Genomic DNA, 17,883 nt, shown 5'->3' on the forward strand with positions numbered 1-17,883 from the left:
GGTCTTACTTCTCCTCGGAGCCGGTGGGGCGGGTGTGGGTGACGGCGGGCTCGTTGCCGCCGAGCAGCAGGTACAGGACGGCCATCCGGATGGAGACGCCGTTGGCGACCTGCTCGACGACGGTGCAGCGCTCGGAGTCGGCGACCTCGGCGGTGATCTCCATGCCGCGCACCATCGGGCCGGGGTGCATCACGATGGCGTGCTCGGGCATCTTCGCCATGCGCTCGCCGTCGAGGCCGTAGCGCCGCGAGTACTCGCGCTCGGTCGGGAAGAAGGCGGCGTTCATCCGCTCGCGCTGGACGCGGAGCATCATCACCGCGTCGGACTTCGGCAGGACGGCGTCGAGGTCGTACGACACCTCGCAGGGCCAGGTCTCGACGCCGACCGGCACCAGGGTGGGCGGGGCGACCAGGGTGACCTCGGCGCCGAGGGTGTGCAGCAGGTCGACGTTGGAGCGGGCCACGCGGCTGTGCAGGATGTCGCCGACGACGGTGATGCGCCTGCCCGTGAGGTCCTTGCCGAGGCCGGCGTCACGGCCGATCAGCCGACGGCGCATGGTGAAGGCGTCCAGCAGGGCCTGGGTGGGGTGCTGGTGGGTACCGTCGCCGGCGTTGATGACGGGTGCGTCGATCCAGCCGGAGTTGGCGAGGCGGTACGGGGCGCCGGAGGCGCTATGCCGGATGACGACGGCGTCCACGCCCATCGCCTCCAGCGTCTGCGCGGTGTCCTTGAGGGACTCGCCCTTGGAGACGCTCGATCCCTTGGCGGCGAAGTTGATCACGTCTGCGGAGAGGCGCTTCTCGGCGGCCTCGAAGGAGATCCGGGTCCGGGTCGAGTCCTCGAAGAAGAGGTTGCAGACCGTGCGGCCGCGCAGGGTCGGCAGTTTCTTGATCGGCCGGTCGGCGACCCGGGCCATCTCCTCGGCGGTGTCGAGGATCAGGACGGCGTCGTCGCGGGTGAGGTCGGCGGCCGAGATGAGATGACGCTGCATCTGTCAGGCTCCGTAAGGCAGTTCAAACGGGAGAATTGGGGCAATCGGCTGCGTACGCGGGTACGCCGAAGCGGGCGTGCGCGCCTGACTTGCTACTGGTCGGCCGGCTTCACACCGAGCAGCACGGTGTCGCGACCGTCCTCCTCGGCGAGCTGGACCTTGACCGTCTCCCGCAGCGACGTGGGGAGGTTCTTGCCGACGTAGTCGGCGCGGATCGGCAGTTCGCGGTGGCCCCGGTCGACCAGGACCGCGAGCTGCACCGCGCGGGGGCGCCCGATGTCGTTCAGGGCGTCGAGGGCGGCGCGGATCGTACGGCCGGAGAAGAGCACGTCGTCGACGAGGACGACCAGCTTGCCGTCGAGTCCGTCACCGGGGATCTCGGTACGGGCCAGCGCGCGCGGCGGGTGCATGCGCAGGTCGTCGCGGTACATGGTGATGTCGAGCGAGCCGACCGGGATCGTGCGCTCGGTGATCTGCGCCAGCTTGACGGCGAGCCGCTGGGCGAGGAAGACGCCGCGGGTGGGGATGCCGAGGAGCACCACGTCGTCGGCGCCCTTGGCGCGCTCGACGATCTCGTGGGCGATGCGGGTCAGCACCCGCGCGATGTCGGGGCCCTCAAGGACGGGCCGCGCATCGGTTGCCTGCGCGGTGGCGGGCGAGTCGTGTTTGTCCATACGAAACGGACCTCCTTCTCCGCCTCACGGGACGGACCTTAAAGGACGTCGGATTTGCGCCATCTACCGTAGCAGGTCATGAGGTGGGCCCCGATCACCCCCTCCTTCACCCGCTCGGCCCAACCGGCTGCCGCTGGCACGGAAGCGTCGGTGTGGACCATTCGGCTTGACGCGCAAGAGTCACGCTGCGTAACCTCACAGTGAGTTACCAGCCGCGCGGTGGACAACCCAGTCGGCCGCGTCGACACAGTGTCCGGGGAGCTATATGTCCAGCGAATACGCCAAACAGCTCGGGGCCAAGCTCCGGGCCATCCGCACCCAGCAGGGCCTTTCCCTCCACGGTGTCGAGGAGAAGTCCCAGGGTCGCTGGAAGGCCGTGGTGGTCGGGTCCTACGAGCGTGGCGACCGTGCGGTGACCGTGCAGCGGCTTGCCGAGCTGGCCGATTTCTACGGTGTCCCGGTCCAGGAGCTCCTGCCGGGCACGACGCCGGGCGGCGCCGCGGAGCCCCCGCCGAAGCTGGTCCTCGACCTTGAGCGGCTGGCCACCGTGCCGGCCGAGAAGGCGGGCCCGCTCCAGCGCTACGCGGCGACGATCCAGTCCCAGCGCGGTGACTACAACGGCAAGGTGCTCTCGATCCGCCAGGACGACCTGCGCACACTCGCCGTCATCTACGACCAGTCCCCCTCGGTCCTGACCGAGCAGCTGATCAGCTGGGGTGTGCTGGACGCGGACGCGCGCCGCGCGGTGGCCACGCACGAAGAGGCCTGAGCCGCTTCACACCTGCGCAGAAACGTGCCGTCGGGGTGGCCGGAACCGTACGGTTCCGGCTGCCCCGACGGCGTTTCCCGTGTGCGGGCGCGACAGGAACGCCGGAGGGCCCACAGCGGCGCGCTGTGGGCCCTCCGGCGTGTCGTAACGGGCTCTACGCCTCGTCCCGGCGCAGAGACGGCTTGAGCTCCTTCAGACGGCCCAGCAGGCCGTTCACGAACGCGGGCGAGTCGTCCGTGGAGAACTCCTTCGCCAGCTGCACCATCTCGTCCAGGACCACGGCGTCCGGGGTCCCGTCGACCCAGATCAGCTCGTACGCGCCCAGCCGCAGGATGTTGCGGTCCACGACCGGCATCCGGTCGAGCGTCCAGCCGACCGCGTACTGGGCGATCAGCTCGTCGATGCGCCGCGCATGCTGGGCGTAGCCCTCGACCAGCTGCATCGTGTACTCGCTGACCGGCGGCTGCCGGGTGTCGGACCGGGACAGCCGGACCCAGTCGGCGAGGACCGTCAGAACGTCGGCGCCGCGCTGGTCGCCCTCGAAGAGGATCTGGAAGGCGCGCTTGCGGGCCGTGTTGCGGGCAGCCACGGTTAGCTGTTCACCCGGCCGAGGTAGTCGCCCGTGCGGGTGTCGACCTTGATCTTCTCACCGGTGGTGATGAAGAGCGGGACCTGGATCTCGTAGCCGGTCTCCAGCTTGGCGGGCTTGGAGCCGCCGGTGGAGCGGTCGCCCTGGACGCCCGGCTCGGTGTGCTCGATGACCAGCTCGACGGCGGCCGGCAGCTCGACGAAGAGCACCTCGCCCTCGTGCGTGGCGACGGTGGCCTCGAAGCCCTCGATCAGGAAGTTGGCGGCGTCGCCGACGGCCTTCCGGTCGATCATGAGCTGGTCGTAGGTCTGCATGTCCATGAAGACGAAGTACTCGCCGTCCATGTACGAGAACTGCATGTCGCGCTTGTCGACAGTGGCGGTCTCGACCTTGACGCCGGCGTTGAAGGTCTTGTCGACGACCTTGCCGGACAGCACGTTCTTCAGCTTGGTGCGCACGAAGGCCGGGCCCTTGCCGGGCTTGACGTGCTGGAACTCGACGACGGACCAGAGCTGGCCGCCTTCGAGCTTGAGCACCAAACCGTTCTTGAGGTCGTTCGTGGAAGCCACGGTTGCGGAATCTCCTGGACTGACGTACGACCCAGGAGCACGCGCTAGAGCGCGAGCAGCTCCTTGGTCGTGATGGTGAGTAGCTCGGGTCCGCCGTCCGCCTCGGGGCGCACGACGAGCGTGTCATCGATCCGGACACCGCCCCGGCCCGGGAGGTGGACCCCCGGTTCGACGGTGACCGGCACGCAAGCGTCCAGTTTACCCATGGCCGCGGGCGCCAACTGCGGGTCCTCGTCGATTTCGAGTCCGACGCCGTGTCCGGTGAGCGGAGACAGGGCCTCCGCATAGCCGGCCGAGTCCAGCACATGGCGTGCCGCACGGTCCACGTCGCGGCAGGCGGCGCCGGGCGCCAGGGCCTCGCGCCCGGCGCGCTGGGCGGAGAAGACCAGGTCGTACAGCTCTACCTGCCAGTCGGCGGGCGACGTGCCGATCACGAACGTACGGCCGATCTCGCAGCGGTAGCCGCGGTAGGCCGCGCCCAGGCACACGGTGAGGAAATCACCCTCCTCCACGCGCCGGTCGGTGGGACGGTGCCCGCGCCGGCCGGAGTGGGGGCCGGTGGCCACCGAGGTGGGGAAGGCCGGGCCGTCGGCCCCGTGGTCGACCAGCCGGCGCTCCAGTTCCAGCGCGAGGTGCCGTTCGGTGCGGCCGACCAGGATCGACTCCAGCAGCTCGCCGAGGGCCTGGTCGGCGATCTCGGCGCCGATGCGCAGACAGGAGATCTCCTCCTCGTCCTTGACCACCCTGAGCTGCTCGACGGCTCCGCCGAGGTCGGTGAGGCGCAGTGCGGGGGCGGCGGCGGAGACGGCCCGGTGCCGGGCCACCGTGAGGTGGTGCTCCTCCACGGCCAGGGAGTCGGCGTCCTGGCCCACGGCGAGGTCCGCCGCCCCGACCGCCGCGTCGCCGCCGGCTCCGGCGCCGTCCGGCGCAAGCACGTACAGGCGCAGGTTCTCGTCCGGGCGGCCGTCGCCCACGCGGTCGTCGGGCGGGCCGGCGCAGACGAGGAGGTCCTCGCGTCTGCCGAGCAGCAGCGCGGAGCCCCGCGGGGCCGCGGCGGCGAGGTAGCGCACGTTCGCCGGACGGGTGACGAGCGCTGCCGCGGTGCCGGCCGCGGTGAAGTGGTCTCTCAGCCGGGATCGGCGGGTCGCGTACACCTCTGACATGAGACGAGCGTAGAAGTTTTGCGGCGGTTGTGCCGATTTGAGAACGGCCGAGTGGGGTGCGGGCAGGCCAGGGGGAGCTACCAGCTCGGCGGACTCGCGATGGCTCGCGCCAGGACCTCGTCCAGCACACGGGCCGTGCCCGGGACGTCCAGCTGGGAGTTGTCGATGATCGGCAGGCCCGAGCCGTACCAGCCGGCCATGCGGCCGTGGATGCGGGCCACCTCCTCGTCGGTGAGGCGGCGGTTTCCGGAGCGCTCGGCGTTGCGCTCCAGGACGATGTCCAGGCCCGGCAGGAGGACGACCGGGAGCAGGCCGGGGCCGACGTGCCGCTTCCAGCCGCCGAGGCCCACGACCGGGCGGTCCGGGAACACCGCGTCGTCCAGGATGCAGGAGATGCCGTTGGCGAGGAAGTTGCGGGCGGCGAAGCCGCAGGTGCGGCGGGCGAGGCGGTACTGGGCCTCGGAGTTGTCGTTCCAGCCGGACTGGGGGTCGGCGAAGCCCGAGCGGACCCATTCGCGGACGTCGTCCAGGCTGATGTGCGCGGTGGGCACCCGGCGGTGGTCCGCCCAGAACTTGGCGACGCTGGTCTTGCCCGCGCCCGCCGGGCCGATCAGCAGGACGGCCAGGGTGGTGGTCGTCGGGTCGGGCACCGGGGCCTGTGCCGGGGGTGCCGCGGGCACGCCGACCGGTCCGCCGGGCGGCAGCGGCACATGGCCGGTGGTCTCGGGGGCGGGCGGCGCGGAGGTGTGCTGCGGGGCCGGGGGGTGCACGACCGGGGGCACGGGCGCGGGAGGCTGCGGGGGCGTGGGCGGGACGGCGCCGGTGGGGGCCGGGAAGCCCGGCGGCGCTGGCACGGGGACGGCTCCCGGGTGCGGGCCCGGGTGGGGGTGTGCGGCCGACGCCCAGCCGGCGTGCGGCACCTGCCCCGGCTGGTGGGGCGGCAGCGGAGATCCCACTGCGTGCTGCATCCGTTGCCACTCCGTCTCGTCGTCCTCGGCTCGATCGCCGCTCCCTCGCGACGGGCGAGCGACGGACCATCGGTGCTGGTCGCGGGGGTGGGCCCCGCTGTTTCACCGAACGGTACCGTCCCCGGCCGTCGTTTGGTGAAACGGCCGGGGGCGGCCCGAAGTGCCCATTCCGCAAAGGAAGTCGAGGTCAGGAAACGGACGGACGGAACAGTCGGGTACTTACTGTCCGACCTCGCCGTAGGCGGCGAGCAGGACGGCCGGGTCGGGGCCCTCCATCACCGTCGGCTTGGCCAGGCCGTCGAGGACGATGAAACGCAAGCGGTCGCCGCGGGACTTCTTGTCGACCTTCATCGTCTCCAGCAGCTTGGGCCACTGGTCGTAGCGGTAGTGCAGCGGGAGGCCGACGGCTTCGAGGATCGTACGGTGGCGGTCCGCCGTCGCGTCGTCCAACCGGCCCGCCAGACGGCCCAGTTCGGCGGCGAAGTGCATGCCGACGGCGACCGCGGCGCCGTGCCGCCACGTGTAGCGCTCGTTCTTCTCGATGGCGTGGCCGAGCGTGTGGCCGTAGTTGAGGATCTCCCTGAGGCCCGACTCCTTCAGGTCGGAGGAGACGACCTCGGCCTTCACCCGGATCGCGCGCTCGATCAGCTCGGGAGTGTGCGGGCCCGCCGGGCTGCGGGCGCCCTCGGGGTCGGACTCGATCAGGTCCAGGATCACCGGGTCGGCGATGAAACCGGCCTTGATGACCTCCGCGAGCCCGGAGACGTAGTCGTTGACCGTGAGGGAGTCCAGCGCGGCGAGGTCGCACAGGACGCCGGCCGGCGGGTGGAAGGCGCCGACGAGGTTCTTGCCCTCGGCGGTGTTGATGCCGGTCTTGCCCCCGACCGCGGCGTCCACCATCGCGAGCACGGTGGTGGGGATCGCGATCCAGCGCACCCCGCGCAGCCAGGTGGCGGCGACGAATCCGGCGAGGTCCGTCGTCGCGCCGCCGCCCACGCCGACGATCACGTCGGTGCGGGTGAAATGGGACTGGCCGAGCGCCTTCCAGCAGTAGGCGGCGACCTCGGCGGTCTTCGCCTCCTCCGCGTTCGGCACCTGGACGGCGATGGCCTCGTAGCCCTGCTCGGCCAGGTCGGCGCGGAGCGCGTCACCGGTCTCGGCCAGCGCCTCCGGATGGATCACCGCGACCCGCTTGGCGTTCGGGCCGACCAACCCGCCCAGCTCGCCGAGCAGTTGGCGGCCGACCAGTACCTCGTACGGCTCGGTGCCCGCCGTGCCGGCGACCTGGATCCGGGTGACTGCCTCGCTCATGCCTTCTTCAACTCCAGTGCGTCCAGGGCTGCTTGCGTGACCTCTTCGGGGGTGCGGCCGTCCGTGGCGACGACGGCGGAGGCGACCTCCGCGTACAGGTGCCGCCGGGCCTCCATCAGCTCGCGCCACTGCTTGCGCGGGTTGACCGCGAGCAGCGGGCGGGCGGCGTTCAGGCCGGTGCGCTTGACCGCCTCTTCCACGTCCATCGACAGGTAGACCACGCGCTGCCCGGTGAGCAGCGCGCGCGTGTCCGCGTCGAGGACGGCGCCGCCGCCGAGCGCGAGGACGCCCTCGTGCTCGGCCAGCGCGGTGGCGACCGCCCGCTTCTCGATCGCCCGGAAGGCGGGCTCGCCCTCGTCGACGAAGATCTCGGCGATGGCGCGGCCCTCGGCGGCGACGATGTCGTCGTCGGTGTCCCGGTAGCCGAGGCCGAGGCGCTCGGCGAGCAGCTGCCCGACGGTGGACTTGCCGACGCCCATCGGGCCGACCAGCACGATCGCAGGCACGGTGCTCACCGGATGTGGAGGTTGTCGAGGTACGACCGGACGTTGCGGCTGGTCTCGGCCACGCTGTCGCCGCCGAACTTCTCCGCGACCGCGTCGGCCAGCACCAGCGCGACCATGGCCTCGGCGACGATGCCGGCGGCCGGCACGGCGGAGACGTCGGAGCGCTGGTGGTGCGCCTGGGTGGCCTCGCCGGTGGTCACGTCGACCGTCTTCAGGGCGCGCGGCACGGTCGCGATCGGCTTCATCGCGGCGCGCACGCGCAGCAGCTCGCCGGTGCTCAGGCCGCCCTCGGTACCGCCGGAGCGGCCGGAGACCCGCCGGATGCCCTCGTCGGTCCTGACGATCTCGTCGTGCGCCCGCGAGCCCGGCACCCGCGCCAGCTCGAAGCCGTCGCCGATCTCGACGCCCTTGATCGCCTGGATGCCCATGAGGGCGCCGGCCAGCCGGGCGTCCAGCTTGCGGTCCCAGTGCACGTGCGAGCCGAGGCCCACCGGCACGCCGTAGGCCAGGATCTCGACCACGCCGCCGAGCGTGTCGCCGTCCTTGTGGGCCTGGTCGATCTCCGCGACCATCGCCTTGGAGGCGTCCGCGTCCAGGCAGCGCACCGGGTCGGCGTCCAGCTTCTCGACGTCGGCCGGGGTCGGGTAGACGCCCTGCGGGGCCTTGGCGGAGGCCAGCTCGACCACGTGCGAGACGATCTCGATGCCCGTCGTCTCCTTCAGGTACGACCGGGCGACCGCGCCGAGCGCCACCCGGGCGGCCGTCTCGCGGGCGGAGGCGCGCTCCAGGATCGGACGGGCCTCGTCGAAGCCGTACTTCTGCATGCCCGCCAGGTCGGCGTGGCCGGGGCGGGGCCGGGTCAGCGGCGCGTTGCGGGCGAGCCCGGCGAGGATCTCGGGGTCGACCGGGTCGGCCGCCATGACCTGCTCCCACTTGGGCCACTCGGTGTTGCCCACCATGATCGCGACCGGGGAGCCGAGGGTCAGACCGTGCCGGACGCCGCCCAGGAAGGTGACCTCGTCCCGCTCGAACTTCATGCGCGCACCGCGGCCATAACCGAGCCGCCGCCGCGCGAGGTGGTCCGCCACCATCTCCGTGGTGATCGGCACGCCGGCGGGAAGACCCTCCAGCGTCGCGACAAGTGCGGGACCGTGGGACTCCCCCGCGGTCAGCCAACGCAGCCTGCTCAACGGTCTGCTCCTCAGTGCTCGCGCCCGGTACTGCCCTGCGTACGCGCGTCCTCGCGTACGGCGACGGCGTCACCGGGTGCGCGACCCCGGTACGCCACCTCTGATCCTCCCACGTCCGGCGCGGTTGTCCGGCCGCCGGTCCAGCAAGCGGACGCGCGGGCGGGCGCTCAGTGCGCGGCGAGCGCCTTCTCACCGGCGTGCCGCATGGCCTCCAGCGGCGCCGGGGAGCGGCCGGTCATCTGCTCGACCTGGAGGACGGCCTGGTGGACCAGCAGGTCGAGGCCGCTGACCACGGCGCCGCCGAACATGGACCAGCGGGCCGCCAGCTCGGTGGGCCAGGGGTCGTAGAGCACGTCGAAGAGGGTCGCGGGGCGCTCGGGGACGGCGGCGGCCAGGGCGTCGGTGGTGCCGGCGGGCGTGGTGGCGACGACCAGCGGGGCGTGCAGCGCCTGCCCGGCGTCGGCCCAGTCCGCCGTACGGACGTCCACGTCGAGCCGCTGGCCCCACTGCCGCATCTCGGCGGCGCGGTCCTCGCTGCGGACGTAGACGGTGATCTCGCCGGTGCAGATCCGGGCGAGGGCGGCGAGGGCGGAGGAGGCGGTGGCGCCGGCGCCGAGGATCGCGGCGGAGTCGACCTGTGCGATGCCGTGCTCGCGCAGGGCGGCCACGATGCCCGGGACATCGGTGTTGTCGCCGCGGCGGCGGCCGTCCTCGGTGAAGACAACGGTGTTGACCGCGTCGACCGAGGCGGCCGTCTCGCTGATCTCGTCCAGCAGCGGGATGACCGCCCGCTTGAGCGGCATGGTCAGGGACAGGCCCGCCCACTCCGGCCCGAGCGTGTCGAAGAAGCCGGGCAGTGCGGCCTCGTCGACCTCGAAGCGCTCGTACGACCACTCGGTGAGCCCGAGCTCGTCGTACGCCGCCCGGTGCAGCACCGGGGAGAGGGAGTGACCGATGGGCTTGCCGAGAACGGCCGCCCGGCGGGCGTCAGTCGTCTTCACTGCCATGGATTGTTCTCAGCCCTTGTTCCTGGACGCGTTCCACTCGTTGACCAACTTCTCGTGCTCGGCGAGCGTCTTGGTGAACTGGCTGGTCTTGCCGTCCATCGAGATGAAGTAGTACCAACCGTCGTGCGTCGGGTTGAGCGCCCCCTGGATGGCCTCCTCGCCGGGGTTGTCGATGGGGCCCGGCGGCAGGCCCTTCGTGAAGTACGTGTTGTACGGGTTGTCGTACTTGCGCAGCTCGGTGACGCTCAGGTCGATCTTGCTCTGGTTCTTCACGTAGTTGTACGTGGAGTCGAACTCCAGCCGCCCGTAGGTCTGCGGGTTGTCGGGCTGGAGGCGGTTGTAGACGACTTCGGCCATCTTGCGGAAGTCGTCGTGGCTCGTGCCCTCGGCCTGCGCCAGGCTCGCCACAGTGAGCAACTGCCAGGGGCTGTCGAGGCCCAGCGACTTGGCCTTGTTCGCCAGGCCCAGTTCCTGGTACTTGGAGCTGGCCTGGGACACCATGCTCTTGAGGACGTCCTCGGGTTTCTGGCCCTTGGTCACCGCGTAGCTGGAGGGATAGAGGAAGCCCTCCAGCGGGTCCTTGAGGTTCGGGTGGTTCAGTGCCCAGGCGGGCAGACCCAGCTGCTTGTAGTCCTTCTTGGCGATGCCCGCCGTGGTGCCCGCCGCCACGCCGAGGCGCGTGTCGATGAGGTCGTACACCGCCGTGTTGCGCAGGCCCTCGGCGATGATGAGGTTGCTGCGGCTCTTCGGGCTGAGCATCAGTTGCACCGCGCTCGCGGCGGACATGTGCTTCTGCAGCGTGTAGACGCCGTCCTGGAGCGTCTTGCCGTCCGGGTTCGCCTGCATCGCGGAGACGAACGCGGCCGCGCTCTCGACGACACCCGCCTCCTTCAGCTTGTCACCGATCGTCCAGCCGCCGGCGCCCTTGGGGATGACGACCGTGATCTGTTCGCCGTTGCCACTGCCCGCGTAGTCCGGCGCCGTGCCGAAACGGTTCTGGTAGAACTTGTAGCCGAAATATCCGACTCCGCCGAGGCCGCCGCCGAAGACCAGGACGACCACCATGCAGGCGCAGCCGGTGCGCCGTTTCTTCTTCTTGGCAGGCTTCTTGCCCTTGCCCTTGCCGCGCCGCTCCGACCGGTCGGCGAGTTCGTGCGCATCGTCATCGTCGTCGTCATCGTCGGCGCCCGTGAAGAAGGGGTGGGTCTCCTCCTCGGGCACGGCGTCGGGATCGAGCTCCGGATCCGGCTCGGGGCGCCTGCGGCCGGGCGGCTCCGGCGGCGGGTAGGCGTCGTCGGTGCCGTAGAAATCGGGCTGTTGCCCGCCGTAGCCACCGGGCTGTCGGCCGTAGGGGTCGCCGGGGTCGGGTGCGTACGGCACCTGACCGTGGGTGCCGGTCGCGTCCCAGCCGCCCTGTTGCTGGTACTGCTGCTGGGCGTGACCGGCGTACTGCTGCTGACCCTGCTCGTCGTAGTACGGGTACTGCTCATGGCCGTATCCGGGCTGCTGCCCCTGGCTCCAGCCGCCGTGCTGCTGCGGCTGCTGGGGGTAGTGCTGCGGCTGGCCGCCGTAGGGCTGCGAGCCGTCGTGCGGCTGCTGCCCTCCCCATCCGCCGTCCCCGTACAACGGGTCCTGCGGATGCCACGGTTCGGAGCCTTGGCCCCGGCCATACTCAGTCATCGATCCCCTAGAGCCGCGAGGCCGAGCGGTCACGTGGCCGGTGGGCCGGCTTCCGTTCCGCCTCTTCTTGTGTCCCGGCTGTTCGAACACCGGCACATCGCGCGGAACGTTACCGTATCGCGATCAGATGACCACTTCGACGCCCTCGCCCGGTGCTTTACCTGACACCCGTTCGGATTCGAGGGCTTGCTGGAGGATGATCACAGCGGCGGCCTGGTCGATGACCGAGCGGCCCTTCTTCGATTTCACCCCCGAAGCACGCAGTCCCTGACTGGCCGTCACGGTCGTCATCCGCTCGTCCACCAGGCGGACCGGCACCGGCTTGATGCCCTTGGCCAACTCCTGGGCGAAGGCCCGGACCTTGACCGCGGCCGGGCCCTCGCCCCCCTTGAGGGAGCGAGGAAGGCCGACGACGACCTCGATCGGTTCGTACTCCTCCACCAGCTGCCGCAGCCGACGGTGGGCGGCGGGGACGTCGCGGCCGGGGACCGTCTCCACCGGTGTGGCGAGGATCCCATCGGGGTCGCACGAGGCGACCCCGATCCGGGCATCCCCGACGTCGATCGAGAGTCGACGTCCTCTGCGCATTTCTGACCGTTTCCTTGCGTGCCCGTTACTTGGCGGTATCGGCGACGAGGCGCTCGACGGCGTCGACGGCCTCGCCCACGGCGGCCGGGTTCTGGCCGCCACCCTGGGCGACGTCCGGCTTGCCGCCACCGCCGCCGCCGAGGGTCTTGGCGGCGGTGCGGACCAGGTCACCGGCCTTGAGACCACGCTCGCGGGCGGCCTCGTTGGTGGCGATGACGGTCAGCGGCTTGCCGCCCGTGACCGTGAAAAGGGCCACAACCGCGGCCCGGCCGCCCTGGATGCGGCCGCGCACGTCGAGGACCAGCTTGCGCAGGTCGTCCGGCGTGGTGCCGTCCGGGACCTGACCGGTGACGACGGCCACACCGCGCACGTCCTTGGCCGACTCGGCGAGACCGGCGGCGGCCTGGAGCACCTTCTCGGCGCGGAACTTCTCGATCTCCTTCTCGGCGTCCTTCAACTTGCCGAGCATGGCGGAGACCTTCTCCGGAAGCTCCTCCGGACGGCCCTTGATCAGCTCCTGGAGCTGGGCGACGACCGTGTGCTCCCGGGCGAGGAAGTTGTAGGCGTCCACACCGACGAGGGCCTCGATACGGCGGACACCGGAACCGATGGACGACTCGCCGAGCAGCTTCACCAGGCCCAGCTGGGCGGTGTTGTGCACGTGCGTGCCGCCGCACAGCTCCTTGGAGAAGTCGCCGATGGTCACGACGCGGACGCGCTCGCCGTACTTCTCGCCGAACTCGGCGATGGCGCCCTGCTTCTTGGCCTCGTCGATGCCCATGATCTCGGCGTGCACGTCGAGATCGCGGGCCAGCACCTCGTTGATCTTCTGCTCGACGTCGGTCATCACGGCCGTGGGAACGGCGGACGGGGAGCCGAAGTCGAAGCGGAAGCGGCCGGGCTGGTTCTCGGAACCGGCCTGGGCGGCCGTGGGGCCGAGGGCGTCGCGCAGCGCCTGGTGGGTCAGGTGGGTGGCGGAGTGGGCGCGGGCGATGGCCTTGCGGCGGCGGTTGTCGATCGAGGCGTGGGCCTTGGCGCCCACGGTGACCTCGCCGACCTGGACGACGCCCTTGTGGACGTACACCCCCGGGACCGGCTTCTGGCAGTCGCGGACCTCGATGACGGCACCGGAGTCGACCTTGATCCGGCCCGTGTCGCCGATCTGGCCGCCGCCCTCGGCGTAGAACGGGGTGCGGTCGAGGACGATCTCGACCTCGTCGCCCTCGGTGGCGGCCGGCGAGGAGGCGCCGTCGACCAGGATGCCGACGATCGTGGACTCGCCCTCGGTGTCGGAGTAGCCGATGAAGTCGGTCTCGCCGACCTTGTCGGCGATCTCCCGGTAGGCACCGGCGCCGGCGTGCCCGGTCTTCTTGGCCTGGGCGTCGGCCTTGGCGCGCTCCCGCTGCTCCTTCATCAGGCGGCGGAAGCCGTCCTCGTCCACGGACAGCCCCTGCTCGGCGGCCATTTCGAGGGTGAGGTCGATCGGGAAGCCCCAGGTGTCGTGGAGCAGGAAGGCCTTGTCGCCGGAGAGGACCGTGCCACCGGACTGCTTGGTCTCGGTGACGGCGGTGTCGAGGATGTTGGTGCCGGCCTTCAGCGTCTTGAGGAAGGCGTTCTCCTCGGCGAGGGCGACCTTCTCGATGCGCTCGCGGTCGGTGATCAGCTCGGGGTACTGCTGGCCCATCATGTGGATCACGGTGTCGATCAGGTCCTGGACGACCGGACCGGTGGCACCGAGCAGGCGCATGTTGCGGATGGCACGGCGCATGATGCGGCGCAGGACGTAGCCGCGGCCCTCGTTGCCGGGGGTGACGCCGTCGCCGATGAGCATCACCGACGTGCGCATGTGGTCGGTGACCACGCGCAGGGAGACGTCCGAGGCGTGGGCGTCGCCGTAGCGGACGCCGGTCAGCTCGGTGGCCTTGTCGATGACGGCCATGGAGGTGTCGATCTCGTACATGTTCTGCACGCCCTGCAGAATCATGGCGAGGCGCTCCAGGCCGAGGCCCGTGTCGATGTTCTTGCTCGGCAGTTCGCCGAGGATCTCGAAGTTGTCCTTGCCGATGCCCTCGCCGCGCTCGAACTGCATGAAGACGAGGTTCCAGATCTCCACGTACCGCTCGTCGTTGACGGCGGGACCGCCCTCGGCGCCGAACTCGGGGCCGCGGTCGTAGTTGATCTCGGAGCAGGGGCCGCAGGGGCCGGGGACGCCCATGGACCAGTAGTTGTCCTTCATACCGAGGCGCTGGATGCGCTCCTTCGGCACGCCGACGACCTCGTGCCAGATGCGCTCGGCCTCGTCGTCGTCCTTGTACACGGTGATCCAGAGCTTCTCCGGCTCCAGGCCGTAACCACCCTTGTCCTGGGGGCTGGTGAGCAGCTCCCAGGCGTAGGTGATGGCGCCTTCCTTGAAGTAGTCGCCGAAGGAGAAGTTGCCGCACATCTGGAAGAACGTGCCGTGGCGCGTGGTCTTGCCGACCTCTTCGATGTCCGGCGTGCGCACGCACTTCTGCACGCTGGTGGCGCGGTCGAACGGCGGCTTGACCTCGCCCAGGAAGTAGGGCTTGAAGGGCACCATGCCGGCGGGGACGAGGAGCAGAGTCGGGTCGTCCGCGATGAGCGACGCCGAAGGCACGACGGTGTGCCCGCGCTCCTCGAAGAAGCTCAGCCAGCGGCGGCGGATCTCAGCCGACTCCATCAGTGGTCCTCATTCCGGTTGTACGAGTACATAGGGGCTTCGATGTACTTCGGTGGGGTGCGGTTGGTGCCCGGGCTCGCCTCGATGGCGGTGAGGCGCCGGGGGGCCGGGAGTTCGGGGTCCTCGTGGATCCCGAGGGCCTCCTCCAGCTCGGCCTCCCGCACGGCCATGTTGTCGCGGACGTCGAGCGCGAAGCCCACCGCGCGGTCCTTCAGCCGATGACCGGTCTCCAGGGCCTTGTTGGCCGCGGTGGCGGCGAGGCTCTCCGGGGTCAGCTGCTTCAGCTTGCGGTTGACCTTGGTGGTGGCCCACACACCGGCGGCGACGCCGGTGGTGAACCAGAACGTACGACGGAACATCGCTCGGTCTCAGTCCTTACTTCCGCTTGCGTCGCGCGGCGGGGACCGTGCGGCCCACGATCACGGTACGCCGGGGCGCCTTGGCGGGCACGTCCTCCTTGCGGCCGCCCAGCGCCCGGCGCACGCCGTAGCCGAAGGCCGCGACCTTGACCAGCGGGCCGCCGAAGGTGGAGGCGACGGTGGTCGACAGCGCGGAGGCGTTCGACGTGACCTCCTGGACGTCCGTGGCGATCGCGTCGACGCGGTCGATCTGGGTCTGCGCGGAGCGCACCGCCTGGGAGGCGTCGGCGAGCAGCGGGACGGCCTGTTCGGTCACGTCCGCCACGAGCTTGGTGGTCGCCTTGAGCGTCTGGGCCAGCCTCGCGAGTGCCACCGCGAGGAAGGAGACCAGGATCGCCCAGAAGACGGCCACCAGGATCCCGGCCACCTCTCCACCGGACACTGTGCGCACCCGCTCCCTGAAACGTGCCTCAACATCGAAAACATCGAAAACCAGCGTCCCGAGCCTATCGCGCCGGGGCCGGGGCTCCGTACCGGATTACCGGGTGGTGCGGACGGAGTTGCGGGAAGCGATTGTACGGAATGAACACACTTCAGTACGCTCCGTGTCCCATGCGAGGTCCTCAGCGCCCAGACCCCTTCCCCGACGGTGATCCGCCCCTGGAACTGACCACTTTCGTCGGGCGCACGGCCGAACTCGCCGGGCTGGCGGCGGCGCTCGGCGAGGCGCGGCTGGTGACCGTGACCGGGGCCGGCGGGGTCGGCAAGTCCCGGCTGGCCGCGCGGGCCGCCGCCGGATGGGGCGCCGCATCGGGTGCCGTGGCCGGGCGCGTCGAGCTGGCGGCGGTACGGGATCCGCAGTTCGTGGAGTACGCGGTGGTGGAGGCGCTCGGGCTGACCGACCACACGGCCCGGCTGCCCCGCCAGACGCTGCTGGAGCACCTCGCCGGCCGCCCGGTGCTGCTGGTGCTGGACGGGTACGAGCATCTGGCGGCGGCCTGTGCCGAACTGACCGCGGAACTGCTGCGCAAGCTGCCGCGGCTGAGGGTGCTGGCCGCGGGCCGGCGTCCGCTGGGGCTGGCGGGCGAGCGGCTGTTCCCGCTGGCGCCGCTCGGCGCGGACGAGGCGGTGCAGCTGTTCACGGACCGGGCCCGGGAGCAGGGGCTGACGGTGTCCGACGGTCCCGAGGTGCGCGAGCTGTGCCGCCGGCTGGAGGGGATCCCGCTCGCGCTGGAGCTGGCGGCCGGGCGGGTGCGGGCCCTGTCCCCCGCGCAGTTGGTGCAGCGGCTGGACGACCGGTTCCGGCTGCTGGTCGCGGACGCCCGCGGCGATGGCGCCCACCCGGTGCCCGGCGGGCCGCCCGCCCGGCATCAGACGCTGCGCACGGCGATCGGCTGGAGCCACGAGCTGTGCACCCCGGCCGAACGGCTGCTGTGGGCGCGGCTGTCGGTGTTCGCGCAGACCTTCGACCTGGACGCGGCCGAGTACGTGTGCAGCGGGGACGGGCTGCCCGCCGAGGACGTGCTCGACGTGCTGTCGGCGCTGCTGGTCCAGTCCGTGGTGACCCGCGAGGACACCCCGGCCGGCCCCCGCTACCGGATGCTGGACACCGTCCGGGCCTACGGCGCCGACTGGCTGGAGGCGGCCGGGGACGCGGGCAGGCTGCGCAGGCTGCACCGGGACTGGTACCTGGGCCTCGCGACCTGGTGCGAGCTGGACTGGTTCTCGCCCCGGCAGCACGAGATCGCCGAGCGGGTCGAGGCGGAGCTGCCGAATCTGCGGGCGGCGCTGGAGTTCTGTCTGACCGAGCCGGACGAGGCGCACCTCGGCCAGTGCCTGGCGGGGTCGCTGTGGTTCTGCTGGGTCGGGTGCGGGCGGCTCGCGGAGGGGCGCCGCTGGCTGGAGCGCGGCGTGGAGCTGGAGTCGGAGTACGAGCAGTCCCGGCTGAAGGCGCTGTGGGTGCTCGGCTACGTGGCGATCCTCCAGGGCGACACCGTGCCGGCGCTGGCGGCGCTGCGGGAGTGCCGGGAGCAGGCGGAGCGGGCCGCGGATGCGACGGCGGTGGCGTACGCCGAGCACCGCGCCGGATGTCTGGCCCTGGTCAGCGACGACATGGCGCGCGCAGAAACGCTGCTGCGGTCGGCGCTGGAGCGCTATCAGGAGATCGGCGAGCTGAACAGCAACGTCCTGATGGCCCAGGTCGAGCTGGCGATGACCCGGGCCTTCCAGGGCGATCTGCCGGACGCGGTGCGGTTGTGCGAGGACGTACGGCAGGTGTGCGAGGACCACGGGGAGCGCTGGGCGCGCTCGTACGCGCTGTACGTGCTGGCGTACGCCGCCTGGCTGGACGGCGAGCCGGCCCGCGCGCGGGTGCTGCTGGCGGACTGCCTGGGCCATGCCCACGCGTTCCGTGATCTGCTCGCCGAGGTGCTGACGCTGGAGCTGCTGGCGCTGGTGACGGTGACCGAGGGCGACGCGGCCGAGGCGGCCGTGCTCCAGGGCGCGGCGGCCCGGCTGTGGCCGTCGGTGGGGCTGCCGCTGTTCGGCTCGGCGTACTTCGACGCCCCGCACGAGCGCTGTGCGGCGCTGGCCCGGCAGGCGCTGGGGGACGCGCGGTACGAGGAGTGCGTGCGGGAAGGGGCCCGGCTCGACCGCGCCGCGGCGGTGGCGCGTGCGCTGGGGCACGAGCGCCCCGCGGGGGACGCGCGGAACCGCGCGGTCGGCCCCCACCGGCCGGAACCGTTCGGACGACGGGAAACGCAAACCCGCCGCCTCGCCCGCCCGGCAGGACCGGGCAGGGAGACGGCGGGCTGAGAACGTA

The 17,883-nt window shown here is 71.3% G+C and carries 17 protein-coding genes; 2 read left to right on the top strand and 15 right to left on the bottom strand.

Annotated features, from left to right (window positions below; genetic code table 11):
• Positions 1-4 precede the first annotated feature (4 nt).
• On the bottom strand, positions 5-991 hold the full coding sequence (locus AC4OXY_RS13155) for an aspartate carbamoyltransferase catalytic subunit (RefSeq protein ID WP_356036812.1): 987 nt from the start codon (positions 989-991) through the stop codon (positions 5-7).
• A 92-nt stretch (positions 992-1,083) separates the two neighbouring features.
• Positions 1,084-1,665, bottom strand: a complete 582-nt coding sequence (gene pyrR / locus AC4OXY_RS13160; RefSeq protein ID WP_356036815.1) for a bifunctional pyr operon transcriptional regulator/uracil phosphoribosyltransferase PyrR — start codon at positions 1,663-1,665, stop codon at positions 1,084-1,086.
• 265 nt (positions 1,666-1,930) lie between these two features.
• Between pyrR and bldD the strand changes: the two genes are divergently transcribed.
• Positions 1,931-2,434, top strand: a complete 504-nt coding sequence (bldD, locus tag AC4OXY_RS13165) for a transcriptional regulator BldD (protein ID WP_014671524.1) — start codon at positions 1,931-1,933, stop codon at positions 2,432-2,434.
• Between the two features lie 154 nt (positions 2,435-2,588).
• Here the strand turns inward: bldD and nusB are convergent, their stop codons facing one another.
• The 13 genes from nusB to AC4OXY_RS13230 form a co-directional block, all read right to left on the bottom strand.
• Entirely contained in the window at positions 2,589-3,023 is a 435-nt protein-coding gene (gene nusB / locus AC4OXY_RS13170) for a transcription antitermination factor NusB (RefSeq protein WP_356036818.1), read from the bottom strand.
• 2 nt (positions 3,024-3,025) lie between these two features.
• Positions 3,026-3,592, bottom strand: a complete 567-nt coding sequence (gene efp / locus AC4OXY_RS13175) for an elongation factor P (protein WP_071378290.1) — start codon at positions 3,590-3,592, stop codon at positions 3,026-3,028.
• A 44-nt stretch (positions 3,593-3,636) separates the two neighbouring features.
• Positions 3,637-4,755: an aminopeptidase P family protein gene (locus tag AC4OXY_RS13180; RefSeq protein WP_356036821.1), complete on the bottom strand. Its 1,119-nt coding sequence runs from the start codon at positions 4,753-4,755 to the stop codon at positions 3,637-3,639.
• Between the two features lie 77 nt (positions 4,756-4,832).
• Entirely contained in the window at positions 4,833-5,723 is an 891-nt protein-coding gene (locus AC4OXY_RS13185; protein WP_356036824.1) for a Pro-rich N-terminal domain-containing protein, read from the bottom strand.
• A gap of 219 nt (positions 5,724-5,942) precedes the next feature.
• The gene (gene aroB / locus AC4OXY_RS13190; protein ID WP_376288931.1) at positions 5,943-7,034 is read right to left on the bottom strand and encodes a 3-dehydroquinate synthase; all 1,092 of its coding nucleotides are present in this window, start codon (positions 7,032-7,034) and stop codon (positions 5,943-5,945) included.
• Positions 7,031-7,513, bottom strand: coding sequence for a shikimate kinase (locus tag AC4OXY_RS13195; RefSeq protein WP_356036855.1), 483 nt, complete (start codon positions 7,511-7,513; stop codon positions 7,031-7,033). The genes aroB and AC4OXY_RS13195 overlap by 4 nt, the downstream gene beginning before the upstream one ends.
• A gap of 32 nt (positions 7,514-7,545) precedes the next feature.
• A complete protein-coding gene (gene aroC, locus AC4OXY_RS13200) occupies positions 7,546-8,730 on the bottom strand; it encodes a chorismate synthase (protein ID WP_356036828.1) in 1,185 nt (394 codons plus the stop codon).
• A gap of 167 nt (positions 8,731-8,897) precedes the next feature.
• Positions 8,898-9,737 (bottom strand): shikimate dehydrogenase, encoded by an 840-nt coding sequence (locus AC4OXY_RS13205; protein ID WP_356036830.1) that lies wholly within the window; start codon positions 9,735-9,737, stop codon positions 8,898-8,900.
• A 9-nt stretch (positions 9,738-9,746) separates the two neighbouring features.
• Complete coding sequence (gene mltG / locus AC4OXY_RS13210) at positions 9,747-11,417, bottom strand: endolytic transglycosylase MltG (RefSeq protein ID WP_491993968.1); 1,671 nt, start codon at positions 11,415-11,417, stop codon at positions 9,747-9,749.
• Positions 11,418-11,540: 123 nt separating this feature from the next.
• Positions 11,541-12,005 (bottom strand): Holliday junction resolvase RuvX, encoded by a 465-nt coding sequence (gene ruvX, locus AC4OXY_RS13215; RefSeq protein ID WP_071378283.1) that lies wholly within the window; start codon positions 12,003-12,005, stop codon positions 11,541-11,543.
• Positions 12,006-12,030: 25 nt separating this feature from the next.
• The gene (gene alaS, locus AC4OXY_RS13220; RefSeq protein WP_356036839.1) at positions 12,031-14,703 is read right to left on the bottom strand and encodes an alanine--tRNA ligase; all 2,673 of its coding nucleotides are present in this window, start codon (positions 14,701-14,703) and stop codon (positions 12,031-12,033) included.
• Positions 14,703-15,062, bottom strand: coding sequence for a hypothetical protein (locus tag AC4OXY_RS13225; protein WP_356036841.1), 360 nt, complete (start codon positions 15,060-15,062; stop codon positions 14,703-14,705). Before AC4OXY_RS13225 ends, alaS begins: the two co-directional genes overlap by 1 nt.
• 16 nt (positions 15,063-15,078) lie before the next feature.
• Complete coding sequence (locus tag AC4OXY_RS13230; protein ID WP_356036844.1) at positions 15,079-15,513, bottom strand: DUF948 domain-containing protein; 435 nt, start codon at positions 15,511-15,513, stop codon at positions 15,079-15,081.
• A gap of 161 nt (positions 15,514-15,674) precedes the next feature.
• On the opposite strand from AC4OXY_RS13230, the gene AC4OXY_RS13235 reads away from it, so the two are divergent.
• Positions 15,675-17,876: an ATP-binding protein gene (locus tag AC4OXY_RS13235; protein ID WP_356036846.1), complete on the top strand. Its 2,202-nt coding sequence runs from the start codon at positions 15,675-15,677 to the stop codon at positions 17,874-17,876.
• Positions 17,877-17,883: the final 7 nt, after the last annotated feature.

It is taken from the genome of Streptomyces sp. HUAS MG56, from assembly GCF_058673395.1.

Bases quoted from the DNA above. Each gene is read 5' to 3' on its own strand.
- AC4OXY_RS13195 (WP_356036855.1), bottom strand. From the start codon at position 7,513: ATGGGCGTCGGCAAGTCCACCGTCGGGCAGCTGCTCGCCGAGCGCCTC.
- AC4OXY_RS13225 (WP_356036841.1), bottom strand. From the start codon at position 15,062: ATGTTCCGTCGTACGTTCTGGTTCACCACCGGCGTCGCCGCCGGTGTG.
- AC4OXY_RS13235 (WP_356036846.1), top strand. From the start codon at position 15,675: ATGCGAGGTCCTCAGCGCCCAGACCCCTTCCCCGACGGTGATCCGCCC.
- AC4OXY_RS13180 (WP_356036821.1), bottom strand. From the start codon at position 4,755: ATGTCAGAGGTGTACGCGACCCGCCGATCCCGGCTGAGAGACCACTTC.
- alaS (WP_356036839.1), bottom strand. From the start codon at position 14,703: ATGGAGTCGGCTGAGATCCGCCGCCGCTGGCTGAGCTTCTTCGAGGAG.
- aroB (WP_376288931.1), bottom strand. From the start codon at position 7,034: ATGAGCGAGGCAGTCACCCGGATCCAGGTCGCCGGCACGGCGGGCACC.
- AC4OXY_RS13155 (WP_356036812.1), bottom strand. From the start codon at position 991: ATGCAGCGTCATCTCATCTCGGCCGCCGACCTCACCCGCGACGACGCC.
- ruvX (WP_071378283.1), bottom strand. From the start codon at position 12,005: ATGCGCAGAGGACGTCGACTCTCGATCGACGTCGGGGATGCCCGGATC.
- AC4OXY_RS13205 (WP_356036830.1), bottom strand. From the start codon at position 9,737: ATGGCAGTGAAGACGACTGACGCCCGCCGGGCGGCCGTTCTCGGCAAG.
- pyrR (WP_356036815.1), bottom strand. From the start codon at position 1,665: ATGGACAAACACGACTCGCCCGCCACCGCGCAGGCAACCGATGCGCGG.
- bldD (WP_014671524.1), top strand. From the start codon at position 1,931: ATGTCCAGCGAATACGCCAAACAGCTCGGGGCCAAGCTCCGGGCCATC.
- mltG (WP_491993968.1), bottom strand. From the start codon at position 11,417: ATGACTGAGTATGGCCGGGGCCAAGGCTCCGAACCGTGGCATCCGCAG.
- AC4OXY_RS13185 (WP_356036824.1), bottom strand. From the start codon at position 5,723: ATGCAGCACGCAGTGGGATCTCCGCTGCCGCCCCACCAGCCGGGGCAG.